The following is an 18,336-nucleotide window of genomic DNA, read 5'->3' as shown; positions in this document are numbered from 1 at the left end:
AGCGCTGCCCGGATCCGCGGAGGGGAATGACCATGGAGCAGCTGGTGGGTGACCTGCTCAAACGCAAGGGGCTGCGCAGCACGGCCCAGCGCCGGGCGGTGCTGACCGCGCTGCAAGGCCGTCCGCACTCCACCGCGGCGGACCTCGAAGCGCGCATCGGCGCGGACGCCGCCGCGGCCGGCGGACTCTCCCGGCAGGGCCTGTACAACGTCCTGGACGACCTGACCAAGGCGGAACTCGTCCGCTGTATCGAGCCCGCCGGTTCACCTGCCCGGTACGAGCTGCGGGTCGGCGACAACCATCACCACCTCGTCTGCCGCCGCTGCGGTCTGATCGAGGACATCGACTGCAGCGTCGGTGCGGCGCCGTGTCTCACCCCCGAGAAGGACCTGGGCTTCGCTGTCGACGAGGCCGAGATCACCTGGTGGGGGCTGTGCGCGGAGTGCCAGAAGGCCACCGGCGCCTGAATCGGCCGATGGCCGCACGCACCGTCCGTCCGGACCGCGACCCTGCCGCGGCGCCGCCGGATCCTGGCCGGCCGGGCGCCAGGATCCCCGGCCCGGCCGGGTCCGGTCGCGCCTTCGCCGGGTGGGGCGCGCCGAGGCCCCGGCCCTGGCCGCACCGGTCGTGACGCAGGTCACCCTCCTGTTTCAGCCAATCGTGGAATGCCGCCCCGGGCCGTGTCGCTGCAACGTTTTCGGGGGTGTGCTGGGCAAGGGCGCTCGGCGCGACGGGCCCCGGAGGCCGAAAACACCTCCCGGTCCGTCCCGCTCCCCGTCCCCGGACCGCCGTCCCCGAAAGGTTCGCTCACCCACCATGCCTCTGGCTCTGCTTGCCCTGGCCGTCGTCACGTTCGGCATCGGCACCACCGAGTTCGCCACCATGGGCCTGCTGCCCCAGATCGCGGACGGGCTCGGTGTCTCGGTACCGCACGCCGGCAACCTCGTCTCCGCCTACGCCCTCGGCGTCGTCGTTGGTGCCCCCGTGCTGACGGGCATCGGCGCGCGGGTGTCCCACAAGCGGCTGCTGCTCCTGCTGACCGGGCTGTTCGTGGTGGGCAACACGGCGTCCGCGCTCGCCCCGAACTTCGGCCTGCTCTTCGCGGCCCGCTTCCTGGCCGGGCTGCCGCACGGCGCCCTGTTCGGCGTGGGCGCCGTCGTCGCCTCCCGGCTGGTGGCGCCGGAGCGTGCGGCACGTGCCGTCTCCAGCGTGTTCCTCGGCCTCACCGTCGCGAACATTGTCGGTGTCCCCGCCGGTACCGCCCTCGGCCAGCATCTTGGCTGGCGGTACGCCTACTGCGCGGTCGCCGTCATCGGCCTGGTGGCGCTCGCCGCGCTCGCCCTCCTCGTGCCCTACCAGCCGCGCGGCCCGCAGGCAGGAATCCGGCGGGAACTGCGGGCGATGGGCAACCGGCAGGTCTTCATCGGTCTCGGCACCGCAGTCGTCGGGTTCGGCGGCTTCTTCGCCGTCTACAGCTACCTCGTCCCGATGCTGACGCACCTGACCGGCATCTCCGACTCCTCGACCACCGCGGTCCTCGCCCTCTACGGCGTCGGCATGACCCTCGGCACCCTGGCCGCGGGTCCCCTCACCGACCGGGCCCTGCGCCCGACGCTGTACGCCGGGATCATCCTGCTGGCGGCCGCGCTGGTAACGTTCTACTTCACCGTCCACAGCACGGTGCCGGCCCTGGTGACCGTCACCTTCATCGGTGCGATGGGCGCGCTCATCACCACGCCGGTCCAGATGCTGCTGATGATGAACGCGAAGGACGCGCCGACGATGGCCGCGGCCTCCAACCACTCCGCCTTCAACATGGCCAACGCGGCCGGCGCCTGGCTCGGCGGCCTGGTGATCTCGGCGGGCTGGGGCTGGGCGGCCCCCAACCTGGTCGGCGCGGCCCTTGCGATGGCCGGCCTGGCGCTGGCCGTCACCGGCGGCGTCCTGGACCGCGGCGACCGCCCCTCGAAGGTGGTCACCTCGCAGGAGGGCCGCGCCTCCGCGGCCGTGGGCGAGGGCATCGTGGACCGCGCTGTCGAGGAACACCGCCCCGCCGGCTGAGCTCCGCCGGCCGACCGGACCGCGCAGTCGTCGAGGACCACCGTCCCGCCTGCTGAGCGCCGCCGGCCGGCCGGACCACGGGATCAGGCCGGGGTGTCGCCGCGCAGTTCCACGAGGGTGGACGCCGTCAGGCGCAGGGGCGCGTCGGCCGGGTCGACGAGGACGACCGTGCAGGTCGCCGCATGGGCGAGGGCCGTGGTGAGACTGCCGTCGGCGAACTGGGCGAGCGGACCGCGCGGCGAACGCCCGACGGCGACGGCACGGGCGTGCACCTCGGCGGCGTGCCGGGCCAGCACCCGTCCCGCGGCGGCGTGATCGCCGACACTGTCCAGTACCTGGCCGGTGGCGGCGAACCCCTGGGCGGCGAGCCGGTCCAGATGGGCGGTCACGGCGGCCCGGGCCTCCTCGGCGGTCTCGGTTTCCGCGGCCTGCTCCTCGACCACGGCGGTCTGCTGGACGTGCACCACCTCCAGCGGGCTGCCGGTGTCCCGCGCTAGCCGGGCGGCGGCGTCGACGATGGCGGCGGCCTGCTCGTGATTGCCGACGGCCACGACGACCGGGCCGGTGCCGGGCGCGACCCGCCGCCCCACGGGGGTGAGGGCCGGGGCGACCGGCTCCCCGCCGCCGAGGCGGGACTCCGCCTCGCGCAGCAGCCGATGCCCGCTGGCCAGGACCGGGATCGCCAGCAGGAAGGTGCCGGCGCCCAGGTAGAACGGCACGCTCAGATCGGTGGCGTCGGCGAGCTTCCCGGCGACGTACGGCGCCAGGCCGCCGCCGATGAACCGCAGGAAGCCGTACGCGGAGGAGGCCACCGGTCGTTCCACCGGCGAGACCACCATCACCGCCTGCGTGGTCAAGGTGTTGTTGACGCCGATGAAGATCCCGCTGACGACGACGGCGACGATCACGACCGTCGGGGTGTCCACCCCGGCGGCGATGACGGCCATCACCGCGCCGAGGCCGACGAGGTTGGCGTACAGCACGGGCGCGGTGCCGAAGCGGGCCTGCAGACGTGGCGCGAAGAAGACGCTGAACGCGGCGACCAGCAGACCCCAGCCGGTGAAGACGAGCCCCAGCTGATGGGCGTCCAGCTCCATCGGGTAGGGCGCGTAGCCGAGCATCGTGAAGAAGCCCCAGTTGTACAGCAGGGCCATGATGCCCATGGTCAGCAGACCGCGGTGGCGCAGCGCCGTGATCGGTGCCAGCGGTGAGGTACGGCGTTCCGGCTTGGGCAGCGCCGGCACGAAGACCAGCGTCGCGACGAGCGCGATCGCCATCAGGACGGCCACGCCGAAGAAGGGACCCCGCCAGCTGATGGCCCCCAACTCGCCGCCCAGCAGGGGGCCGACGGCTATGCCGAGGCCCAGGGCGGTCTCGTAGAGGATGATCGCGCCGGCGAAACCACCGCTCGCCGAGGCGACGATGACGGCCAGCGAGGTGGCGATGAACAGGGCGTTGCCGAGTCCCCACCCGGCGCGGAAGCCGACGATGCCGTTGATCGAGCCGGAGGTGCCGGCGAGCGCGGCGAACACCACGATGATCGCCAGCCCGGCGACCAGGGTGCGCTTGGCGCCGATCCTGCTGGACACCCAGCCGACGATCAGCATCGCGACCGCGGTCACGATCAGATAGCTGCTGAACAGCAGCGATACCTGGCTGGGGGAGGCGTGCAGACTCGTGGCCAGGGCGGGCAGGATCGGGTCCACGAGGCCGATGCCCATGAACGAGATGACACAGGCGAACGCCACGGCCCACACGGCCTTCGGCTGCCTGAACGGGCTTGCGGTCCTCGGGTGCGGAGCACTCATCAACGGTCCTCTCTCCGGATGCGGACGGACGGGACGGCTATAGGGGGGAAGGAGCGGAGGGGTCAGTCGCGGGCCCGGCGTCCCTCGATCGCACGGGCCAGGGCGGGCAGGGCGAGCCGGACGGCCCGCTGCTCGGGCTCGGTCAGTTCCTCGATCAGTTCCCGCAGGGCGTGGGCGCGTTCGGAGCGCCGCTGCCGGAAGACTTCGAGTCCGGTCCCGGTGATCTCCACCAGGACGCCCCGGCCGTCGGTGCGGTCGGCGTTGCGCGCCACCAGCCCCGCGCGCTCCAGCCGGCCGACGAGCTGGGTCATCCCCGGCTGCGAGACGCCTTCGGCGCGGGCCAGTTCGGTCAGCCGCAGCGGACCCTCCCGGCCCAGCCGGCCCAGCGCGGCGGAGGCGGCGGTGCTCAGACCGCCGGCGGTGGCGCTGTGACGCACATGGCGCACCAGCTGCTCCACGGCGATCATCAACTGCTCCGCCGAACCGGCGGGATCCTCGGCACCCGTCGGCTCGTCGGAGCCGTCCCGATCTTCGACCCGGTTCTCCATAACGGCATTATGCATCTAGGTGTACGGTGAAGCAATGAGTCCGGATCGGTGCGTTGTCGGGGAAAATCCGGGGCGGTGGGGAACACCTGCCGGGACGGAGATGCCGGCCGGGTCCGCGGCCGGGACGGTGTCACCTCCCGGGCCGGCGGCCGCCGTTGTGAGCGGACCCGCCCGTCACAGGTCCACGCGCACTCCCCACCCCTGTTCGAGCGCCACGTCATAGGCCACCCGGACCGCCGCCACGTCGAGCGCCGCGTGGCCGGTGGACTTGAAGACCGTGAGGACGTCGGCGTCACCACCCCGCCCCGGGTGGTCGCCGTCCAGGACGGACCCGAGGAGGGTCACCGGCCGTCCGGGGGAAAGGTCCTGGAGCTCATGGGCGCCCGCGGGCGGCGGCGCGGTGGCCGCGCCGGTCCACTCGGTGAACAGGACCGCGTCCCGTACGGTGCCCGGGTCCAGTTCGGGCCCCTGGGAGCCGCCGACCGAGGAGACGTGGACGCCGGGAGCGAGCCACTCGCGGCGGATGACGGGAGCGGTGGCGCCGGTGCAGCAGAACACCACATCGGCCTCGCGTACGGCGTCCTCCATGCCGGTGGCGACCCGCGCGCCGGGATACAGCGCCGCAGCCGCACCGGCCCGCAGCGGATCACGGCCGGCCACCGTCACCTCGGCGTCCGGCCGCACCGCCGCGAGCAGCGCCAACTGGGCGCGTGCCTGGGCGCCCGTCCCCACCACCGCCACCCGGCCGAGACCGGGGCGGGCGGCCAGGGCCAGCGCGCTCTGCGTGGCGGACGCCGCCGTGCGGACCTCGGTCAGCGACTCGCCGTCCACCAGCGCCAGCGGCCGCCCGTCGTGCTCGTCGAACAGCGCCACCAGCCCCCGGTGGAAACCGCGTCCGGGGTGTCGGGGATCGGCGGTCACGGTCACCAGCTTCGCGGCCAGGCCGAGCCCCGGGACGTAACCGGGCATGGCGCCCAGCAGGCCGGTCGGTGTGAGGGCGGCGATGCGCGGCGGGACGGAGACCTGGTCGCGGGCGACGGCGACAAGCGCCCGGGCCACCGCGTCGAGGACGGCGTCCGGTGGCAACGCGGCAGCCGTCTGCCGGCGGTCCAGTACCAGCATGCCGCTCACCGGCCGGCCTCCGCCGTGCCGGCGGTCAGAACCGACACCAGCTCGTCCGTGGCCGCGCGCAACTCCCGCCGCACGGCCGCCAGTTTCGGCCCGTCGAACTCGGCGTCCGGTCCTACGACCGTCAGCGCGCACACCGGAGCGCCAGGGTCCGGCACCACCGCCCGGCTGACGGAGGCGACCAGCTTGTCGTTACGGCCGTGCTCCACGGCGACACCGGTCCGCTCCACCTCGGCCAGCTCCCGCGCCACCTCGCCGGCGTCCTCCCCGAGCCCGTTCAGCCACCGTCTCCTCGCCTCCGGTTCGAGCGCGGCGACCAGGGCCAGCGGCCCGGCGAACCGCCGTACGGGCAGCAGCTCGCCCCGCAAGTGGCTGATCATCGCGAGCCGTTCGGGCCTGACCACGTCGATCACCCGGGCGCCGCCCTCCTCCAGCACCTGGAGGTTGACCATCATGGAGGTCGCCGTGGACAGTCGTTCCAGCACCGGACGGGCCAGCGCGGTCAGCGAGTTGCCCGCGGCCGAGGCGGACATCCGCAGCACCGCGGCACCGGGCAGATATCGGTCACCGGCCCGCAGTACCCAGCCCCGCCGGACCAGGTCCAGCAGGATCCGGTAGGCGGTGGCCCGGTGCAGGCCGACCTCCGCGGCCAGATCGGTCAGCCGCACCGGGTGCGGTGCGCGCGAGACGGCCTCGACCAGGTCGAGCGCCTTGTCCACGGCCGACCGGGGCGGCGCCGGGGTAAGGGGTGCGACGGGCATGACAGCGGTTCTTCCCTCTCGTCCACGGTGCGGCCACGGACCGGGGCGTCCTGATCCGCGTCCTGCGTGTGCGGTGGCCTGTCCGGCGTCCCGGCCCGCGACCCGCCCGGCGTCCCGCCCGGTGTCCTGTCCGGTTCGGGTCCTTGCGGCGATCCGCCGGTCGCGGAGTACAGTACCTGCGTTTCATCACACGATACAGCTGTTACGCAGAGCGTAACAGCGCACGTCTCGCGGACCGAAGGTGACCATGACCGACCTGCCCCCGGGCGCCCCGACCCCCTGGGCCGCACCGCCCGCCGGAACCGTCACGGTCTACCGCGGCGCCACCCTCTTCGACGGCACCGGGGACCGGCCCCGCCCGGACACCACGATCGTCACGGACGGCGCCCGGATCCACACCGTCATCGGCGACGGCGATCCGCTGCCCCCGCTCGCGGCCGACGCGCCCCGTGTCGACCTCGACGGGCGGTTCGTGGTCCCCGGCCTGATCGACACCCACCAGCATCTGGCCACCCCGCCCGACCGGCCCGTCGCCGAGGCGGTGCTCCGGCGCCTGGTGCACAGCGGGGTCACCGCCGTCCGCGACATGGCCGACGACCTGCGCCAGATCGGCGACCTCGCCCGGGCCACCCTGGTCGGCGAGATCCCCGGCCCCGACATCCGCTACGCGGCGCTCATGGCCGGGCCGACGTTCTTCGACGACCCGCGCACCCACGAGGTCTCCCGGGGCGCCGTACCCGGCGCCGTCCCCTGGATGCAGGCCGTGACCCCCGACACCGACCTCACGATCGCCGTCGCCCTGGCCCGTGGCACCCATGCCGCCGCGATCAAGGTCTATGCCGACCTGGACGCCGCGACCGTCGCCGCCGTCACCGCGGAGGCGCACCGCCAGGGCATCGCCGTCTGGGCGCACGCCACCGTCTTCCCGGCCGCGCCCGGCGAGGTCGTCGCCGCGGGCGTGGACAGCGTCTCGCACGTCACCCTGCTCGCCTTCGAGAACCCCACCGAGCCGCTGAGCAGCTACAAGACCAAACCCCGGGTGGACCACGACCGTTTCGCCACGGGCGACGACCCGAAACTGGCCGCCCTCTTCGCCGAGATGCGCCGTCGCGGCACCGTCCTCGACGCCACCGCGTCCATGTGGACCAGTGACGAGCTCCGGGGAGACACCGCCGAGTCCGCCGAACGGGCCCGTCTCAACGCGGAGTTGGCCGCCGCCGTCACCGCCCAGGCACACCGTGCCGGAGTCGGCGTCTGCACCGGCACGGATTTCGAGACCGACCCGAGGGACCCCTTCCCCGCGCTCTACGGCGAACTCGCCTTCCTCGCCGACCGCTGCGGCATCCCCACCGCCGACGTCCTGCGCTCGGCCACCCTGGTCGGCGCCAGGGCCGCCGGCACCGAGGCGGACATGGGCAGCGTCGAACCCGGAAAACTCGCGAACTTCGCCGTCCTGGACGAGGACCCCCTCCAGGACATCGCCAACCTGCGCACCCTCACCCTCACCGTGAAACGCGGCCGCCGATTCGACCGCGCCGAGTTCGAGAAGGACGCCAAGTGACCGCCACCCACCCCGTGATCGTCAACGCGCTGGGACAGCTCGACAACCCCAACGCCCCCGCGGCCCTGGCCGCCGCCACCCAGCTCAACCCCTCCAGCGGTCAACTCGCCGTCGACGCACGCGCGATCGCCGACGCCCGCGCCTCCGGCCTGACCGCCGTCAACATCACCCTCGGCTACACCATGGGCGACCTGCCGCCGTACGAGCACACGCTCGACGAGATAGCGGTCTGGGACCGGATCATCGACGCGCACCCGGCCGACCTGCTCAAGGTCCGTACGGCCGCCGATATCCGACGCGCCCACCACGAGCGGCGGATCGGCGTCATCTACGGTTTCCAGAACGCCGTCGCCGTCGGCGAGGACCCCGCCCGGGTCGCGGGCTTCGCGGAGGCCGGCGTACGGGTCGTCCAGCTCACCTACAACCAGGCCAACCACCTCGGTGACGGCTCCATGGCCACCGCCAACCGTGGCCTGACCCCCTTCGGCCGCCGGGTCGTCGAGTCCCTCAACGACCACCACCTGATGGTCGACCTCTCGCACAGCGGGGAGAACACCTGCCTGGACGCGGCCCGGCACTCCCGGCAGCCCGTCTCGATCAACCACACCGGCTGCCGTGCCCTGGTCGACCTGCCGCGCAACAAGACGGACGAGGAACTCCGGCTGGTCGCCGACCGCGGCGGCTTCGTCGGCATCTACTTCATGCCCTTCCTCAACCCGACCGGACACGCGACCGCCGCCGACGTCGTCGACCACATCGTGCACGCGGTCGACGTCTGCGGCGAGGACCACGTCGGCATCGGCACCGACGGCAGCGTCACCGCCGTGGACGACCTCGACGCCTATCGCGCGGCTCTCGCCGAACACGTCGCCGCCCGCCGGGCGGCCGGCGTCGGCGCGGCCGGCGAACGGGCCGACACCTACCCGTTCGTCGTGGACCTGCGCGGCGTGGACCAGTTCCGCGACCTGATCCGCCTCCTGGAGAAGCGCGGCTACCGCTCCGAACGCATCGAGAAGATCCTCGGCCGCAACTTCCTCGACTACGCCGCCCGCGTCTGGCCGGCCTGAGCCTGCTCTCGACGTCGTGCCTTCGACGTCGTGCCTTCGACGTCGCGCCTTCGGCGGCTGGCGGTAGCGGGCCCGTGCGAGCAGGCGTCGTGCGCGACGCCGCCGGTCTGCGTACCGGCACAAGCCGACGTCGGCCCGCCCGGGAGGGAGTGCGTGGCGGCTCGGTCAGCGGCGTCCCGGTGCGGTCGCAACGGCGGCGTCGTCGCCGTCCCCGGTACCGGACGCCGTGGCGCGCGGCCGGGTGCTGCCGGGCTCGCGCAGGGTGCCGAACAGCAGCCGGCTCAGCACCGGCATCAGGACCAGCGGCGCCAGCGCGGTCTGCAGGGTGGTGGCGTCGGCGAGGCTGCCGAGGGCGGGTCCGGCCAGGCCTCCGATGCTCACGGTCAGGCCGAGGGTGACCCCGCCGGCCGTCCCGATCCGCGAGGGCAGATAGTCCTGCCCGAGCGTCACCTGGAGCGAGAACGGCACATACAGGCCGACCGACGCCAGCGCCACGAACAGGTAGAGCGCCGGCCCCGGCACCCACACCACACCCGCGACGGCCACCACGGTCAGTACGTAGGACCAGCGGGAGACGGTCACCCGGTCCCAGCGGCCGGCCAGGGACCCGCCCAGCACGGAACCGCACGCGCCCCCGAGGTAGAGCACCGTCAGGGCCGCGGTGCCGGTGGCGGTGCCACCGCCCGTGCGCTGCTCCGCGTAGAGCGAGATGAAGGTGCTCAGACCCACGAACGCGATCGACCGGAACACCACGGCCAGGGACAGCCGTACGAAGGACGCGACGTCGTCGGTCCCGGCCGGCACCGGCGCGGCGGTACCGGGGGACTTGTCGGCGTGGAGCGCACGCAGCACCGGCAGGCACAGCGCGGTACCGGCCAGCGCCGGTACCACCAGTACCGGTGTCCAGCGCAGCCCGCCCGCGCCGACGACGGCACCCACCATCAGCGGTGCCAGCCCGAAGCCGATGTTGCCGCCGGTAGCGAACACCCCCATCGCGCTGTGGCTGCCCCGGCTGGCGATACGGGCTACCCGGGCGGACTCGGGATGGTAGGCGGCCACTCCCATCCCGGACAGGGCCATGAACACGAGGGTGAGCGGGTAGGAGCCGCTCACCCCGCTCAGCGCGACACCGGCACCGCTCAGCAGCGTGCTGACCGGCAGCAGCCAGGGCATCGGCCAGCGGTCGGTCAGCACCCCGAACAGCGGCTGCGCCACCGAGGAGAGCACGGACGCCGCCAGTACGACACCGGAGGCGACCGTGTAGGAGTAGCCGCGCTCGGAGACGTAGAACGGCAGCAGTGCCGCCACGGCACCTTGGTAGATGTCGACACAGGCATGGCCGGCGGACAGCAGAGTGATCGATGTATTCCTTCGCACCTCGCCATGTTCCGAGCCCGACGGCCTGTCGCGCTTCCGGTAATCTGCCAAGTGATGACGGAAATCCGCCACGAGGCCACCGCCCTCACCCACACCCGATCGCTGGCCGCGGGCCACGCCATCGACGCCCACCGGCACGACGACCACCAGATCGTCTACGCCGGTCGGGGCGTGGTGGCCGTGACAACCGGCGCGGGCTCCTGGGTCGCCCCCGGCAACCGCGCCATCTGGGTGCCGGCCGGTACCGTCCACGCGCACCGCGCCCACGGCGAACTCGAACTGCACTTCATCGGACTGCCCGCCACCGAGAATCCCCTGGCGCTCGGCGCCCCGACCGTGCTCGCCGTGGGACCGCTGCTGCGCGAGCTGATCATCGCCTACACCCGTGGCGAGGACGACGACAGCCCCGAACGGGCCCGGCTGCGCGCCGTCCTGCTGGACCAGTTGCGGGCCTCACCGCAGCAGCCGCTGCACCTGCCCACCCCCACCGCGCCCCTGCTGCGCGACGTGTGCGCGATCCTCCAGGCCGACCCGGCCGACGGCCGCACGCTCAAGGAACTCGGCCGTGTCGTCGGAGCCGGTGACCGCACCCTGTCCCGGCTGTTCCGCGGCGACCTCGGCATGACCTTCCCGCAGTGGCGCACCCAGTTGCGCCTCCAGCACGCGCTGGTCCTGCTCGCCGAGCGGACCCCGGTGACGGCGGTGGCTCACGCCTGTGGGTGGTCGTCGGCGAGCGCGTTCATCGACGCCTTCCGGCGGGCCTTCGGCCACACCCCGGGTTCCCGGCCGGCGGAGTGACGGCGGGACCCACCGCGGATCGGCGGCTCTCGCCGTCGGCCCTCACCCGCGTACCGGTTCCGCGTCCCGTACCCGCCGCGGCGACCGGGCCGCAGGCGTCGCGAACACGGCGGCCACCACCAGGGCGAGCACCAGGATCAGGGCGTGTCGCAGCCCGAAGTGCTCACCCAGGTAGCCGAGGGAGGGCGGGCCCACCAGGAAGGCGACGTAGCCGACGGTCGCGGCCAGCGCGACCCGGGCGGCGGAGTCGGCGCCGGAGTCGCCCGCCGCGGAGAGCGCGACGGGGAACCCGAGCGACGCCCCGAGGCCCCACAGGACGGCGGCGGCAGCCGCCACGCCCTGGTTGTCGACGAAGATCACCAGGGTCAGGCCCGCGGCCCCGACGAGCGCGCTCCCGCACAGCGCCGCCGCCCGCCCGAACCGGTCCACGAAACGCCCGCCGACGAAGCGTCCGACGGTCATCGCGGCGGCGAACACCGCGTACACGGCCGAGCCCAGCGCGGCGTCGAAACCGTGCCCGTCCACCATGACCAGCGGCAGCCAGTCGTTCGCGGTGCCCTCGGCCATGGCGAGGGCGAGGATGACGCAGCCGATGAGCAGCAGCGTGGGGTCCTTCCACACCGCGGCCCGTGCCGTGCCCGGCGCGCGGCGCTGGGCGGCGGTCCGCCGGCCCACCTCGGAGGGGACGCTCCGGATCACCAGGGCGAGTGCGACAAGGACCACGGCCGCGACCGTGACGAGATGGACCAGCACGGGGAAGCCGACCGCTGTCAGACACATGCCGGCGACCGCGCCGACGACGGTGCCGAGACTGAAGAAGCCGTGCATGGCGGGCATCGTGGAGCGGCCGAGCAACCGCTCCACCTCCGCGCCCTCCACGTTGAGGGCCACCTCGCCGCCGCCCATGCCGAGACCGAACAGGCCGAGACCCAGGGCGACGCCGAGGTCGGCGCCGGCGGCGGCTCCGATGCCGATCAGCGCGGCGCCGGCGGCGATCGCCGACGTGCCGGCGAGGACGACGAGCCGGGCGCCCCAGCGGGCCACCAGCGCCCCCGAGCACAGGATGCCGGCCATCGAGCCGACCGAGAGCCCGAACAGGATCAGCCCCATCTGCGCGGTGGAGGCGCCGAGCATGTCCCGCACGTCCGGGGTGCGGGTGACCCAGGAGGAGATGGTCAGGCCGGGGACGAAGAACAGGACGAAGACGGCGGTACGGCGCCGGGTGAGGTCGGCGGTCATGGCTGCTGGCTCCAGATGTGCCCGTTGGGTCCGTGCATGAGTCTGTACGAATGTACACACTTGCTTGTACGTCCGTACACACTCTGGGCGGCGCAACCCATGGCAGATTGAGGGCGTGACCGGCACACGACGCGAGATCCCGAACGACCCCGGACGCAAGGAGCGCATTCTGGATGCGGCCCTCGACGTGATCGCCGAGGGCGGTGTGCACACCACCACCCACCGGAGGATCGCGGCGCGGGCGCAGGTCCCGCTCGGCTCGCTGACGTACTACTTCGACGGGATGGCGGACCTGCTGGCCCAGGCCTTCGCCCGGCTGTCGGACACCATGTCCCGGCTCTACCGGCGGACCCTGCAGTCCGCCGCCTCGACGGCCGAGGCCGAGGCGGCCGTCGTCGAGCTGATCTGCGGACCGGCGTACGCGACGGAACGCGACATGACGCTCATCTTCGAGATGTACGCCTACGCCAACCACAACGCGGCGGTGTCCGCGACCACCCGCACCTGGCTCGAACGCAGCAGGGACAGCCTCGCCCTGCACTTCACGCCCGGGGTGTCCCGCGCGCTCGACGCGCTGATCGAGGGCTGGCCGATGCACCGCGCCTTCGACGAGGCCCCCCTGGACCGGCGCCTGGTCACCGAGACCGTGCACGCGATCGTCACCGCCGCCCCGAGGCTCACCGTCGACGGCCACTGAACCGCCCCCCACGGCATGACGTCTCAGTGCACGACGTCCGTCAGGTGGGGTACGACGCGGGTCAGCCGTACCACGCCCCACGTGATCAGCCCCGCGCCGAGCGCCTCGGGCAGCAGCCACCAGCCGGTGCGCACCGACTCGCCGAACAGGACGACGCCCAGCAGCAGGCTCACCGACGCGTCGCCGATGGTCAGCGCGGGCTGGGACGCGACGAGCGGGCCGGCCTGCAACGAGTTCTCCAAGAGGATCAGCGCCGCGACCCCGGCGAGTGCGAAGCCGTAGGTCTGCCAGGTGGTGAGGAAGGCGGGCAGGCCCGCGTCGGCGAGCCGGCCGGTGGCCGACTTCATCAGCGCGGCGGTCAGCGCGTTGCCGATCGCGGCACCCGATGCCAGGGCCGCCGCGCGGAACAGCGGCGACGACGAGGACCGTTCGAGCAGCACGATGCAGGCGATGGCCCCCACGGTGAGGGCCAGGGCCGGGATCCAGCGCTGCATGGACGCCTGCTCCCGGCCGCCGGACGGGGCCGCCGAGCCGAGCAGGAGGGCCAGGCCGGACACCACCACCGCGATCGCCCACCAGCCCTGCGGATTCGGCCGCCGGTGCATCAGCGGCATGGCGATGAGCAGGGCGAACGGCAGCTCCAGCATGAACAGCGGCTGGACCAGCGCCATCGGGCCGTTCACCAGGGCCAGCGCCTGGAACACCGCGGCCCCCACGACACCGGTGATCCCGATGGCCCAGGCGGGCCGCCGGGCCAGGGCGAGCAGCAGGCGCACCCCGCCCCCGCTGGGCAGCGTCGACGCGGCCTTCCGCTGGAAGGCCGTGCCCGTCGCGTTGCTGACGGCACCCAGGACGGCGAAGACCACGGCGAGCACCATCATGGTTCCAGCATGCCGTGAGCGGGCCCGGCGCTCTCTCCGAGCGCGGCACGCGGGCCGCCCCGACCGCTCCGGTCACCCGCATGCCGGTAGGCGGATTCCGTGGACCGGGATGCCGGGTCGCCATGGGTCCCCGGGCGCGTCGGTCAGGCCACCTGCCCACCGTGCAGCGCGGCATAGGCGCCGCCCCGGTGCAGCAGTTCCTCGTGGGTGCCGATCTCGCGGATACGGCCGTCGTCCATCACCACGATGCGGTCGGCGCCGCGGACGGTGGACAGCCGGTGGGCCACCACGAAGGTGGTACGACCGCGCAGCAGACGGGTCAGGGCCTGCTGCACCAGCGCCTCGGAGCGGGTGTCCAGCGCCGAGGTGGCCTCGTCCAGCACCAGGACCCGCGGATCACGGATCAACGCCCGAGCGATGGCGAGGCGTTGGCGCTGGCCGCCGGAGAGCCGGGCGCCGCGCTCGCCGACCACGGTGTCCAGGCCCTGGGGCAGCTGGTCCACGAACTCCAGCGCGTTGGCGTCGCGCAGCGCCGCGCGCACCGCCCCCTCGTCGGCCTCGTCCTCCATGCCGTAGGCGACGTTCTCCCTGATGGTGCCGTCGAAGAGGATCGACTCCTGCGGGACGACCGAGACGAACCGCCGGTAGGTGCGCAGATCGAGGCCGCTCATGTCGGTGCCGTCCAGGAGCAGCCGGCCGGCGGTGGGCCGGATGAACCCGATGACGAGGTTGAGCACGGTGGACTTGCCGGCACCCGAGGCGCCCACCAGGGCGACGGTCTCGCCCGGCACCACATCGAGGGTGAAGTCCGCCACCGCCGCGCGGTCGGTGTCCTCGTAGGCGAAGCCGACCCGCTCGAACACGACGGCACCGCGGACGGCGGTGACCTCCGCCCTGCCCTCGTTGTCCTCCAGTTCGGGCGCCTGCAGCACCTCACCGACCGAACGCACCGACTCCAGCCCCTTGGTGACGACCGGCGCCAGGCTCGTCAGCGTCGTCGTGGAGTTGGTGAGGGTGGTCAGGAAGGCGCTCAGCATGACGACGTCACCGGCGGAGACGCCCCACGTGCCGTAGTACGACACCAGCGCGGCGGCGGCGAGCACGGCGACGCCGATCGTGTTGAGGACCACCCAGGCCAGCGAGCCGAAGCGGCCGTTGACCAGGTCCAGGCGCATCCCGGAGGTGAGCAGTCGGCTCAGGGTGCCGTCCATGCGGCGCAGCGCCTTGCCCTCCAGACCGTGGGCGCGGGTGACCGGGATGAGCCGCGTCATCTCGGACACCCGGGAGGACAGGGTCTCCACCTCGTGCCGGAAGTGCTCGTTGTGGGTCCGCAGCCGCGACCGGAGCCGGGCCACGATCAGGGTCGCGCCCGGCACCACGACCAGGAAGACGGGCAGGAACTCCGGTGTGCGGACGGCGATGATCACCAGCCCGCCGGTCAGCACGGTCAGCGCGCCCAGGCCCTGTTCGGCGGTCTGCTGGACCATCTGCTCGACGGTCTCGACGTCCCGCACGACCTTGGCCTGGAGGACACCGGCGCTGACCCGGGAGTGGTAGCCGATGGACAGTTGCTGCATGCGGGTGCACAGCGCCGAGCGCAGCGTGGTGCCCATCCGGCGCACGCTGCCGTAGAGCAGCCGCACATACAGCACATGCAGCGGGTAGTTGACCAGCAGGATCGCCATGATGATCCCCACCGCCGTCCAGAGCCGGGATATCTCCCGGTGCTGTACGACCGTGTCCACGACCGAGGCGGTGATCAGCGGCAGCAACCAGACGGGGCTGTGTTTGACGGTGAACACGAGGACCGCCGCCGTCAGGCTGCGGCGGTCGGCGCGCAGGAGGTAGCGGAGGGTGCGGACGGGATGTTCGCCCCGGTAGCGGTGGTCGAGCGGTCGTTCCGACGTCGACGCCATCGGCGGTGGTCCTCCCTGCGCTTCCGGCTTGCGGCAACCGCTTTCCGCCGGTCACCGTACACCCGGCGCCCGCGGGTCAGGCAGGTGCGGTCGACCGACCGATGCGGCTGGGGGCCGAGTGGGAGAAGGTGGGGGAGAGGGGCGGACGAAACGGCGAGCGTCCCGTCGTAGGGGTGATCCGCCCCCGTCGCCAGGAAAGAGGCAGCCATGACAGGACCAGAGGCCGACGCCGAGAAGCAGATACTCGGCCGCATCACGGAAATGATCAGTCAGGAGAAGGACCTGCGTGAGCGCCTGGCGCAGGAGGAGATCGACGGAACGACCGAGCACGCCCGCCTGGCACACCTGGAGACCGAGCTCGACCAGTGCTGGGACCTGCTCCGGCAGCGCCGGGCCAGGGTCGCGGCGGGACAGGACCCGACCGAGGCGAACGTCCGCTCGGCGTCCGAGGTGGAGGGCTACCTGTCCTGAGGACCGCACGCGGCTCGGGCCGACGTGTAGGGAGGACGGCCCCCGCACGACGGGGTGCCGCCCTCCCGCCCGCACCGTGGACGGACTGTGGGCGAAGCCCCTGGACTCGGCGTTCACCAGCACCGATCGTGGGGGGATGAACGATCACCGCGCAGCCTCCGCAGGCCCTGCCGCACCGGTCCCCGTCCAGGCCCCCTCCGACCGCCCGGGAGTACCGGTGCCGGGCGATGCCACCGGCGCGCCGGAGGGCATGAGCGAGGCGGCCACGCGTGCGGAGGCCGCCGAGATCCGCCGTTTCCGGGAGCGGCTCGGACTGACCGGACTGGTCGACGTCCACACGCACTTCATGCCCGAGCGTGTCCTGCGCAAGGTCTGGAACTACTTCGACACGAACGGCGAGTCGCTCGGCGGACTGGAGTGGCCGATCACCTACCGGAAGGAGGAGGCGGAACGCACCGCCCTGCTCCGGGAGTTCGGCGTCCGGGCCTTCACCGCGATGCTCTATCCGCACAAGCCCGGCATGGCGACGTGGCTGAACGAGTGGGCCGCCGACTTCGCCCAGCGCACCCCCGACTGTCTGCACACCGCGACCCTGTACCCCGAACCGGGCGTGGAGACGTACGTCCGCGAGGCCGTCGAGGCAGGCGCCCGGGTCTTCAAGGCGCATGTCCAGGTGGGGGCGTACGACCCGGCCGACGAACTCCTCCAGCCGGCGTGGGGACTGCTGGCCGAGGCCGGGATTCCCGTGGTGATCCACTGCGGTTCCGGTCCCTCGCCCGGCGAGCACACCGGCCCCGAGCCGATCGAACGGGTGCTGGCGCGGCATCCTGGGCTGCGGCTGATCGTCGCCCACATGGGGATGGCCGAGTACGAGGACTTCCTCGGCCTCGCCGAACGGTTCGAGGAGGTACGGCTGGACACGACGATGGTGTTCACCGACTTCACCGAGCGGTTCATGCCGTACCCCCGCGGCGCCCTGTCCCGGGTCGCCGACCTGGGCGACCGCGTCCTGCTCGGATCCGACTTCCCCAACATCCCCTATCCGTATGTCCACCAGCTCCAGGCCCTGGAACGTCTGGACCTCGGACAGGAGTGGCTGCGGGCGGTGTGCCACGACAACGCGGCCCGGTTGTTCGGGCTGTGACCGGGCCGCGGTCACCGGTGCGGTCGATCAGGGCGACGGGCTGCCGGTGACCGTCCCGCTCGGCGGGTACGAAGTCGGTGACGGTCTCGCGGCGCAGCAGGACGACACGGCCGTCGTGCGCGGGCGGAGCCGTCCATGGCCGGCCTTCAAGCACACCGCTCCCGGGCCGATTCCGGCGGCGGCCTAAGGCAGTTCGACGCTGATGAGGCCACGCAGCAGCTTGCGCAGGTGGTCCGGCATGTCGATGGCGTCCGGGCTGAGCAGCCACTGGATCTGCAGGCCGTCGATGAACGCGATCAGGTCCGCCGCCAGCCCCGACGCGTCCACGTGGGGGCGCAGCAGATCGCGTCGTACCAGGTCGTCGACGGCCAACTGCATCTGCCGGCGGGTGCGTTCGTAGCGTGCGACGAAGTACGGGCGCGCCGGGTGGTCGGCCGCGGTCGCCTCGCTCGACAGCACCGCGAACAGACTCACGATCAGCGGGTTGGCCTGGTTGTGCGCGACGAGCCGGATCATGCTGGCGAAGTACTCCAGGCCGTCGCGGTTGACCGCGCCCGACCCGAAGAAGTGCGCGTCGTCCTGGCGCTCCCGCTCCTCCAGAACCGCTTCGAGCAGTGACTCCTTCGTCGGGAAGTGGTGGAGCAGGCCGGCGCGCGAGACATCGCAGGCCGCGGCGAGCTGGACCATGCTCGCGTTGCGGTAGCCGACCTGCCCGAACGCGGTGAACGCGGCCTCGATGATCTGGGCGCGCCGGCGTTCCCCCTTGGGGTAGTTCCGTGGGGCCGTCCCCTGCCGCGCGGTCGCCTTTGCCATACGGAGATGCTAGTCGCCCTCTAGAAACCAGCACCCCTGTCGGTATTCTGTTGTGCGGCCGTCCGT

General features: G+C 72.8%; 17 protein-coding genes. 8 read left to right on the top strand and 9 right to left on the bottom strand.

Annotation, left to right across the window (positions count from 1 at the left end):
• Positions 1-32: 32 nt before the first annotated feature.
• The gene (locus ABZ642_RS06225) at positions 33-467 is read left to right on the top strand and encodes a Fur family transcriptional regulator (RefSeq protein WP_360477932.1); all 435 of its coding nucleotides are present in this window, start codon (positions 33-35) and stop codon (positions 465-467) included.
• Between the two features lie 349 nt (positions 468-816).
• Positions 817-2,061, top strand: a complete 1,245-nt coding sequence (locus tag ABZ642_RS06220; protein ID WP_360477929.1) for an MFS transporter — start codon at positions 817-819, stop codon at positions 2,059-2,061.
• Positions 2,062-2,144: 83 nt separating this feature from the next.
• On the opposite strand, the gene ABZ642_RS06215 is transcribed toward ABZ642_RS06220, so the two are convergent.
• From ABZ642_RS06215 to ABZ642_RS06200, 4 genes are all read right to left on the bottom strand, one after another.
• Positions 2,145-3,869 (bottom strand): MFS transporter, encoded by a 1,725-nt coding sequence (locus tag ABZ642_RS06215; RefSeq protein ID WP_360477926.1) that lies wholly within the window; start codon positions 3,867-3,869, stop codon positions 2,145-2,147.
• Between the two features lie 62 nt (positions 3,870-3,931).
• Positions 3,932-4,336, bottom strand: coding sequence for a MarR family transcriptional regulator (locus ABZ642_RS06210; protein ID WP_360478884.1), 405 nt, complete (start codon positions 4,334-4,336; stop codon positions 3,932-3,934).
• A 255-nt stretch (positions 4,337-4,591) separates the two neighbouring features.
• A complete protein-coding gene (locus tag ABZ642_RS06205) occupies positions 4,592-5,539 on the bottom strand; it encodes an NAD(P)-binding domain-containing protein (RefSeq protein ID WP_360478881.1) in 948 nt (315 codons plus the stop codon).
• A 5-nt stretch (positions 5,540-5,544) separates the two neighbouring features.
• Positions 5,545-6,306, bottom strand: a complete 762-nt coding sequence (locus ABZ642_RS06200; protein WP_360477923.1) for a helix-turn-helix domain-containing protein — start codon at positions 6,304-6,306, stop codon at positions 5,545-5,547.
• 247 nt (positions 6,307-6,553) lie between these two features.
• On the opposite strand from ABZ642_RS06200, the gene ABZ642_RS06195 reads away from it, so the two are divergent.
• Positions 6,554-7,867, top strand: a complete 1,314-nt coding sequence (locus ABZ642_RS06195; RefSeq protein ID WP_360477920.1) for an amidohydrolase family protein — start codon at positions 6,554-6,556, stop codon at positions 7,865-7,867.
• Positions 7,864-8,934, top strand: a complete 1,071-nt coding sequence (locus ABZ642_RS06190) for a membrane dipeptidase (RefSeq protein ID WP_360477917.1) — start codon at positions 7,864-7,866, stop codon at positions 8,932-8,934. Before ABZ642_RS06195 ends, ABZ642_RS06190 begins: the two co-directional genes overlap by 4 nt.
• A gap of 165 nt (positions 8,935-9,099) precedes the next feature.
• Here the strand turns inward: ABZ642_RS06190 and ABZ642_RS06185 are convergent, their stop codons facing one another.
• Positions 9,100-10,311 (bottom strand): MFS transporter, encoded by a 1,212-nt coding sequence (locus tag ABZ642_RS06185; protein WP_360477914.1) that lies wholly within the window; start codon positions 10,309-10,311, stop codon positions 9,100-9,102.
• Between the two features lie 54 nt (positions 10,312-10,365).
• On the opposite strand from ABZ642_RS06185, the gene ABZ642_RS06180 reads away from it, so the two are divergent.
• Entirely contained in the window at positions 10,366-11,109 is a 744-nt protein-coding gene (locus ABZ642_RS06180) for a helix-turn-helix transcriptional regulator (protein ID WP_360477911.1), read from the top strand.
• 42 nt (positions 11,110-11,151) lie between these two features.
• Here the strand turns inward: ABZ642_RS06180 and ABZ642_RS06175 are convergent, their stop codons facing one another.
• Entirely contained in the window at positions 11,152-12,348 is a 1,197-nt protein-coding gene (locus ABZ642_RS06175; protein WP_360477908.1) for an MFS transporter, read from the bottom strand.
• 115 nt (positions 12,349-12,463) lie between these two features.
• On the opposite strand from ABZ642_RS06175, the gene ABZ642_RS06170 reads away from it, so the two are divergent.
• Positions 12,464-13,045 (top strand): TetR family transcriptional regulator, encoded by a 582-nt coding sequence (locus ABZ642_RS06170; RefSeq protein WP_360477905.1) that lies wholly within the window; start codon positions 12,464-12,466, stop codon positions 13,043-13,045.
• Positions 13,046-13,068: 23 nt separating this feature from the next.
• Here the strand turns inward: ABZ642_RS06170 and ABZ642_RS06165 are convergent, their stop codons facing one another.
• Together ABZ642_RS06165 and ABZ642_RS06160 are read right to left on the bottom strand one after the other, a co-directional pair.
• Positions 13,069-13,926 carry a DMT family transporter gene (locus tag ABZ642_RS06165; protein ID WP_360477902.1) on the bottom strand — a complete coding sequence of 286 codons (858 nt, stop codon included), beginning with the start codon at positions 13,924-13,926 and terminating at the stop codon, positions 13,069-13,071.
• 143 nt (positions 13,927-14,069) lie between these two features.
• On the bottom strand, positions 14,070-15,842 hold the full coding sequence (locus ABZ642_RS06160) for an ABC transporter ATP-binding protein (protein WP_360477899.1): 1,773 nt from the start codon (positions 15,840-15,842) through the stop codon (positions 14,070-14,072).
• A 207-nt stretch (positions 15,843-16,049) separates the two neighbouring features.
• Here ABZ642_RS06160 and ABZ642_RS06155 point away from each other — a divergent pair, with 207 nt between their 5' ends.
• Both ABZ642_RS06155 and ABZ642_RS06150 read left to right on the top strand, forming a co-directional pair.
• Positions 16,050-16,313 carry a DUF2630 family protein gene (locus tag ABZ642_RS06155; RefSeq protein WP_360477897.1) on the top strand — a complete coding sequence of 88 codons (264 nt, stop codon included), beginning with the start codon at positions 16,050-16,052 and terminating at the stop codon, positions 16,311-16,313.
• A gap of 250 nt (positions 16,314-16,563) precedes the next feature.
• Positions 16,564-17,457 (top strand): amidohydrolase family protein, encoded by an 894-nt coding sequence (locus tag ABZ642_RS06150; protein ID WP_360478878.1) that lies wholly within the window; start codon positions 16,564-16,566, stop codon positions 17,455-17,457.
• A 183-nt stretch (positions 17,458-17,640) separates the two neighbouring features.
• Here the strand turns inward: ABZ642_RS06150 and ABZ642_RS06145 are convergent, their stop codons facing one another.
• Positions 17,641-18,270 carry a TetR/AcrR family transcriptional regulator gene (locus ABZ642_RS06145; protein WP_360477894.1) on the bottom strand — a complete coding sequence of 210 codons (630 nt, stop codon included), beginning with the start codon at positions 18,268-18,270 and terminating at the stop codon, positions 17,641-17,643.
• Positions 18,271-18,336 lie beyond the last annotated feature (66 nt).

The sequence above is a fragment of the Streptomyces sp. NPDC007157 genome (assembly GCF_040634235.1).
In the GTDB taxonomy this organism is placed as follows: Bacteria; Actinomycetota; Actinomycetes; order Streptomycetales; family Streptomycetaceae; genus Streptomyces.
This window is presented reverse-complemented; position numbering and strand designations above follow the sequence as displayed.

What these genes read in the sequence shown, in the direction of transcription:
- ABZ642_RS06200 (WP_360477923.1), bottom strand. Translation starts at nt 6,306, where the DNA reads ATGCCCGTCGCACCCCTTACCCCGGCGCCGCCCCGGTCGGCCGTGGAC.
- ABZ642_RS06180 (WP_360477911.1), top strand. Translation starts at nt 10,366, where the DNA reads ATGACGGAAATCCGCCACGAGGCCACCGCCCTCACCCACACCCGATCG.
- ABZ642_RS06220 (WP_360477929.1), top strand. Translation starts at nt 817, where the DNA reads ATGCCTCTGGCTCTGCTTGCCCTGGCCGTCGTCACGTTCGGCATCGGC.
- ABZ642_RS06215 (WP_360477926.1), bottom strand. Translation starts at nt 3,869, where the DNA reads ATGAGTGCTCCGCACCCGAGGACCGCAAGCCCGTTCAGGCAGCCGAAG.
- ABZ642_RS06150 (WP_360478878.1), top strand. Translation starts at nt 16,564, where the DNA reads ATGAGCGAGGCGGCCACGCGTGCGGAGGCCGCCGAGATCCGCCGTTTC.
- ABZ642_RS06145 (WP_360477894.1), bottom strand. Translation starts at nt 18,270, where the DNA reads ATGGCAAAGGCGACCGCGCGGCAGGGGACGGCCCCACGGAACTACCCC.
- ABZ642_RS06205 (WP_360478881.1), bottom strand. Translation starts at nt 5,539, where the DNA reads ATGCTGGTACTGGACCGCCGGCAGACGGCTGCCGCGTTGCCACCGGAC.
- ABZ642_RS06165 (WP_360477902.1), bottom strand. Translation starts at nt 13,926, where the DNA reads ATGATGGTGCTCGCCGTGGTCTTCGCCGTCCTGGGTGCCGTCAGCAAC.
- ABZ642_RS06210 (WP_360478884.1), bottom strand. Translation starts at nt 4,336, where the DNA reads ATGATCGCCGTGGAGCAGCTGGTGCGCCATGTGCGTCACAGCGCCACC.
- ABZ642_RS06225 (WP_360477932.1), top strand. Translation starts at nt 33, where the DNA reads ATGGAGCAGCTGGTGGGTGACCTGCTCAAACGCAAGGGGCTGCGCAGC.
- ABZ642_RS06160 (WP_360477899.1), bottom strand. Translation starts at nt 15,842, where the DNA reads ATGGCGTCGACGTCGGAACGACCGCTCGACCACCGCTACCGGGGCGAA.
- ABZ642_RS06195 (WP_360477920.1), top strand. Translation starts at nt 6,554, where the DNA reads ATGACCGACCTGCCCCCGGGCGCCCCGACCCCCTGGGCCGCACCGCCC.
- ABZ642_RS06175 (WP_360477908.1), bottom strand. Translation starts at nt 12,348, where the DNA reads ATGACCGCCGACCTCACCCGGCGCCGTACCGCCGTCTTCGTCCTGTTC.
- ABZ642_RS06155 (WP_360477897.1), top strand. Translation starts at nt 16,050, where the DNA reads ATGACAGGACCAGAGGCCGACGCCGAGAAGCAGATACTCGGCCGCATC.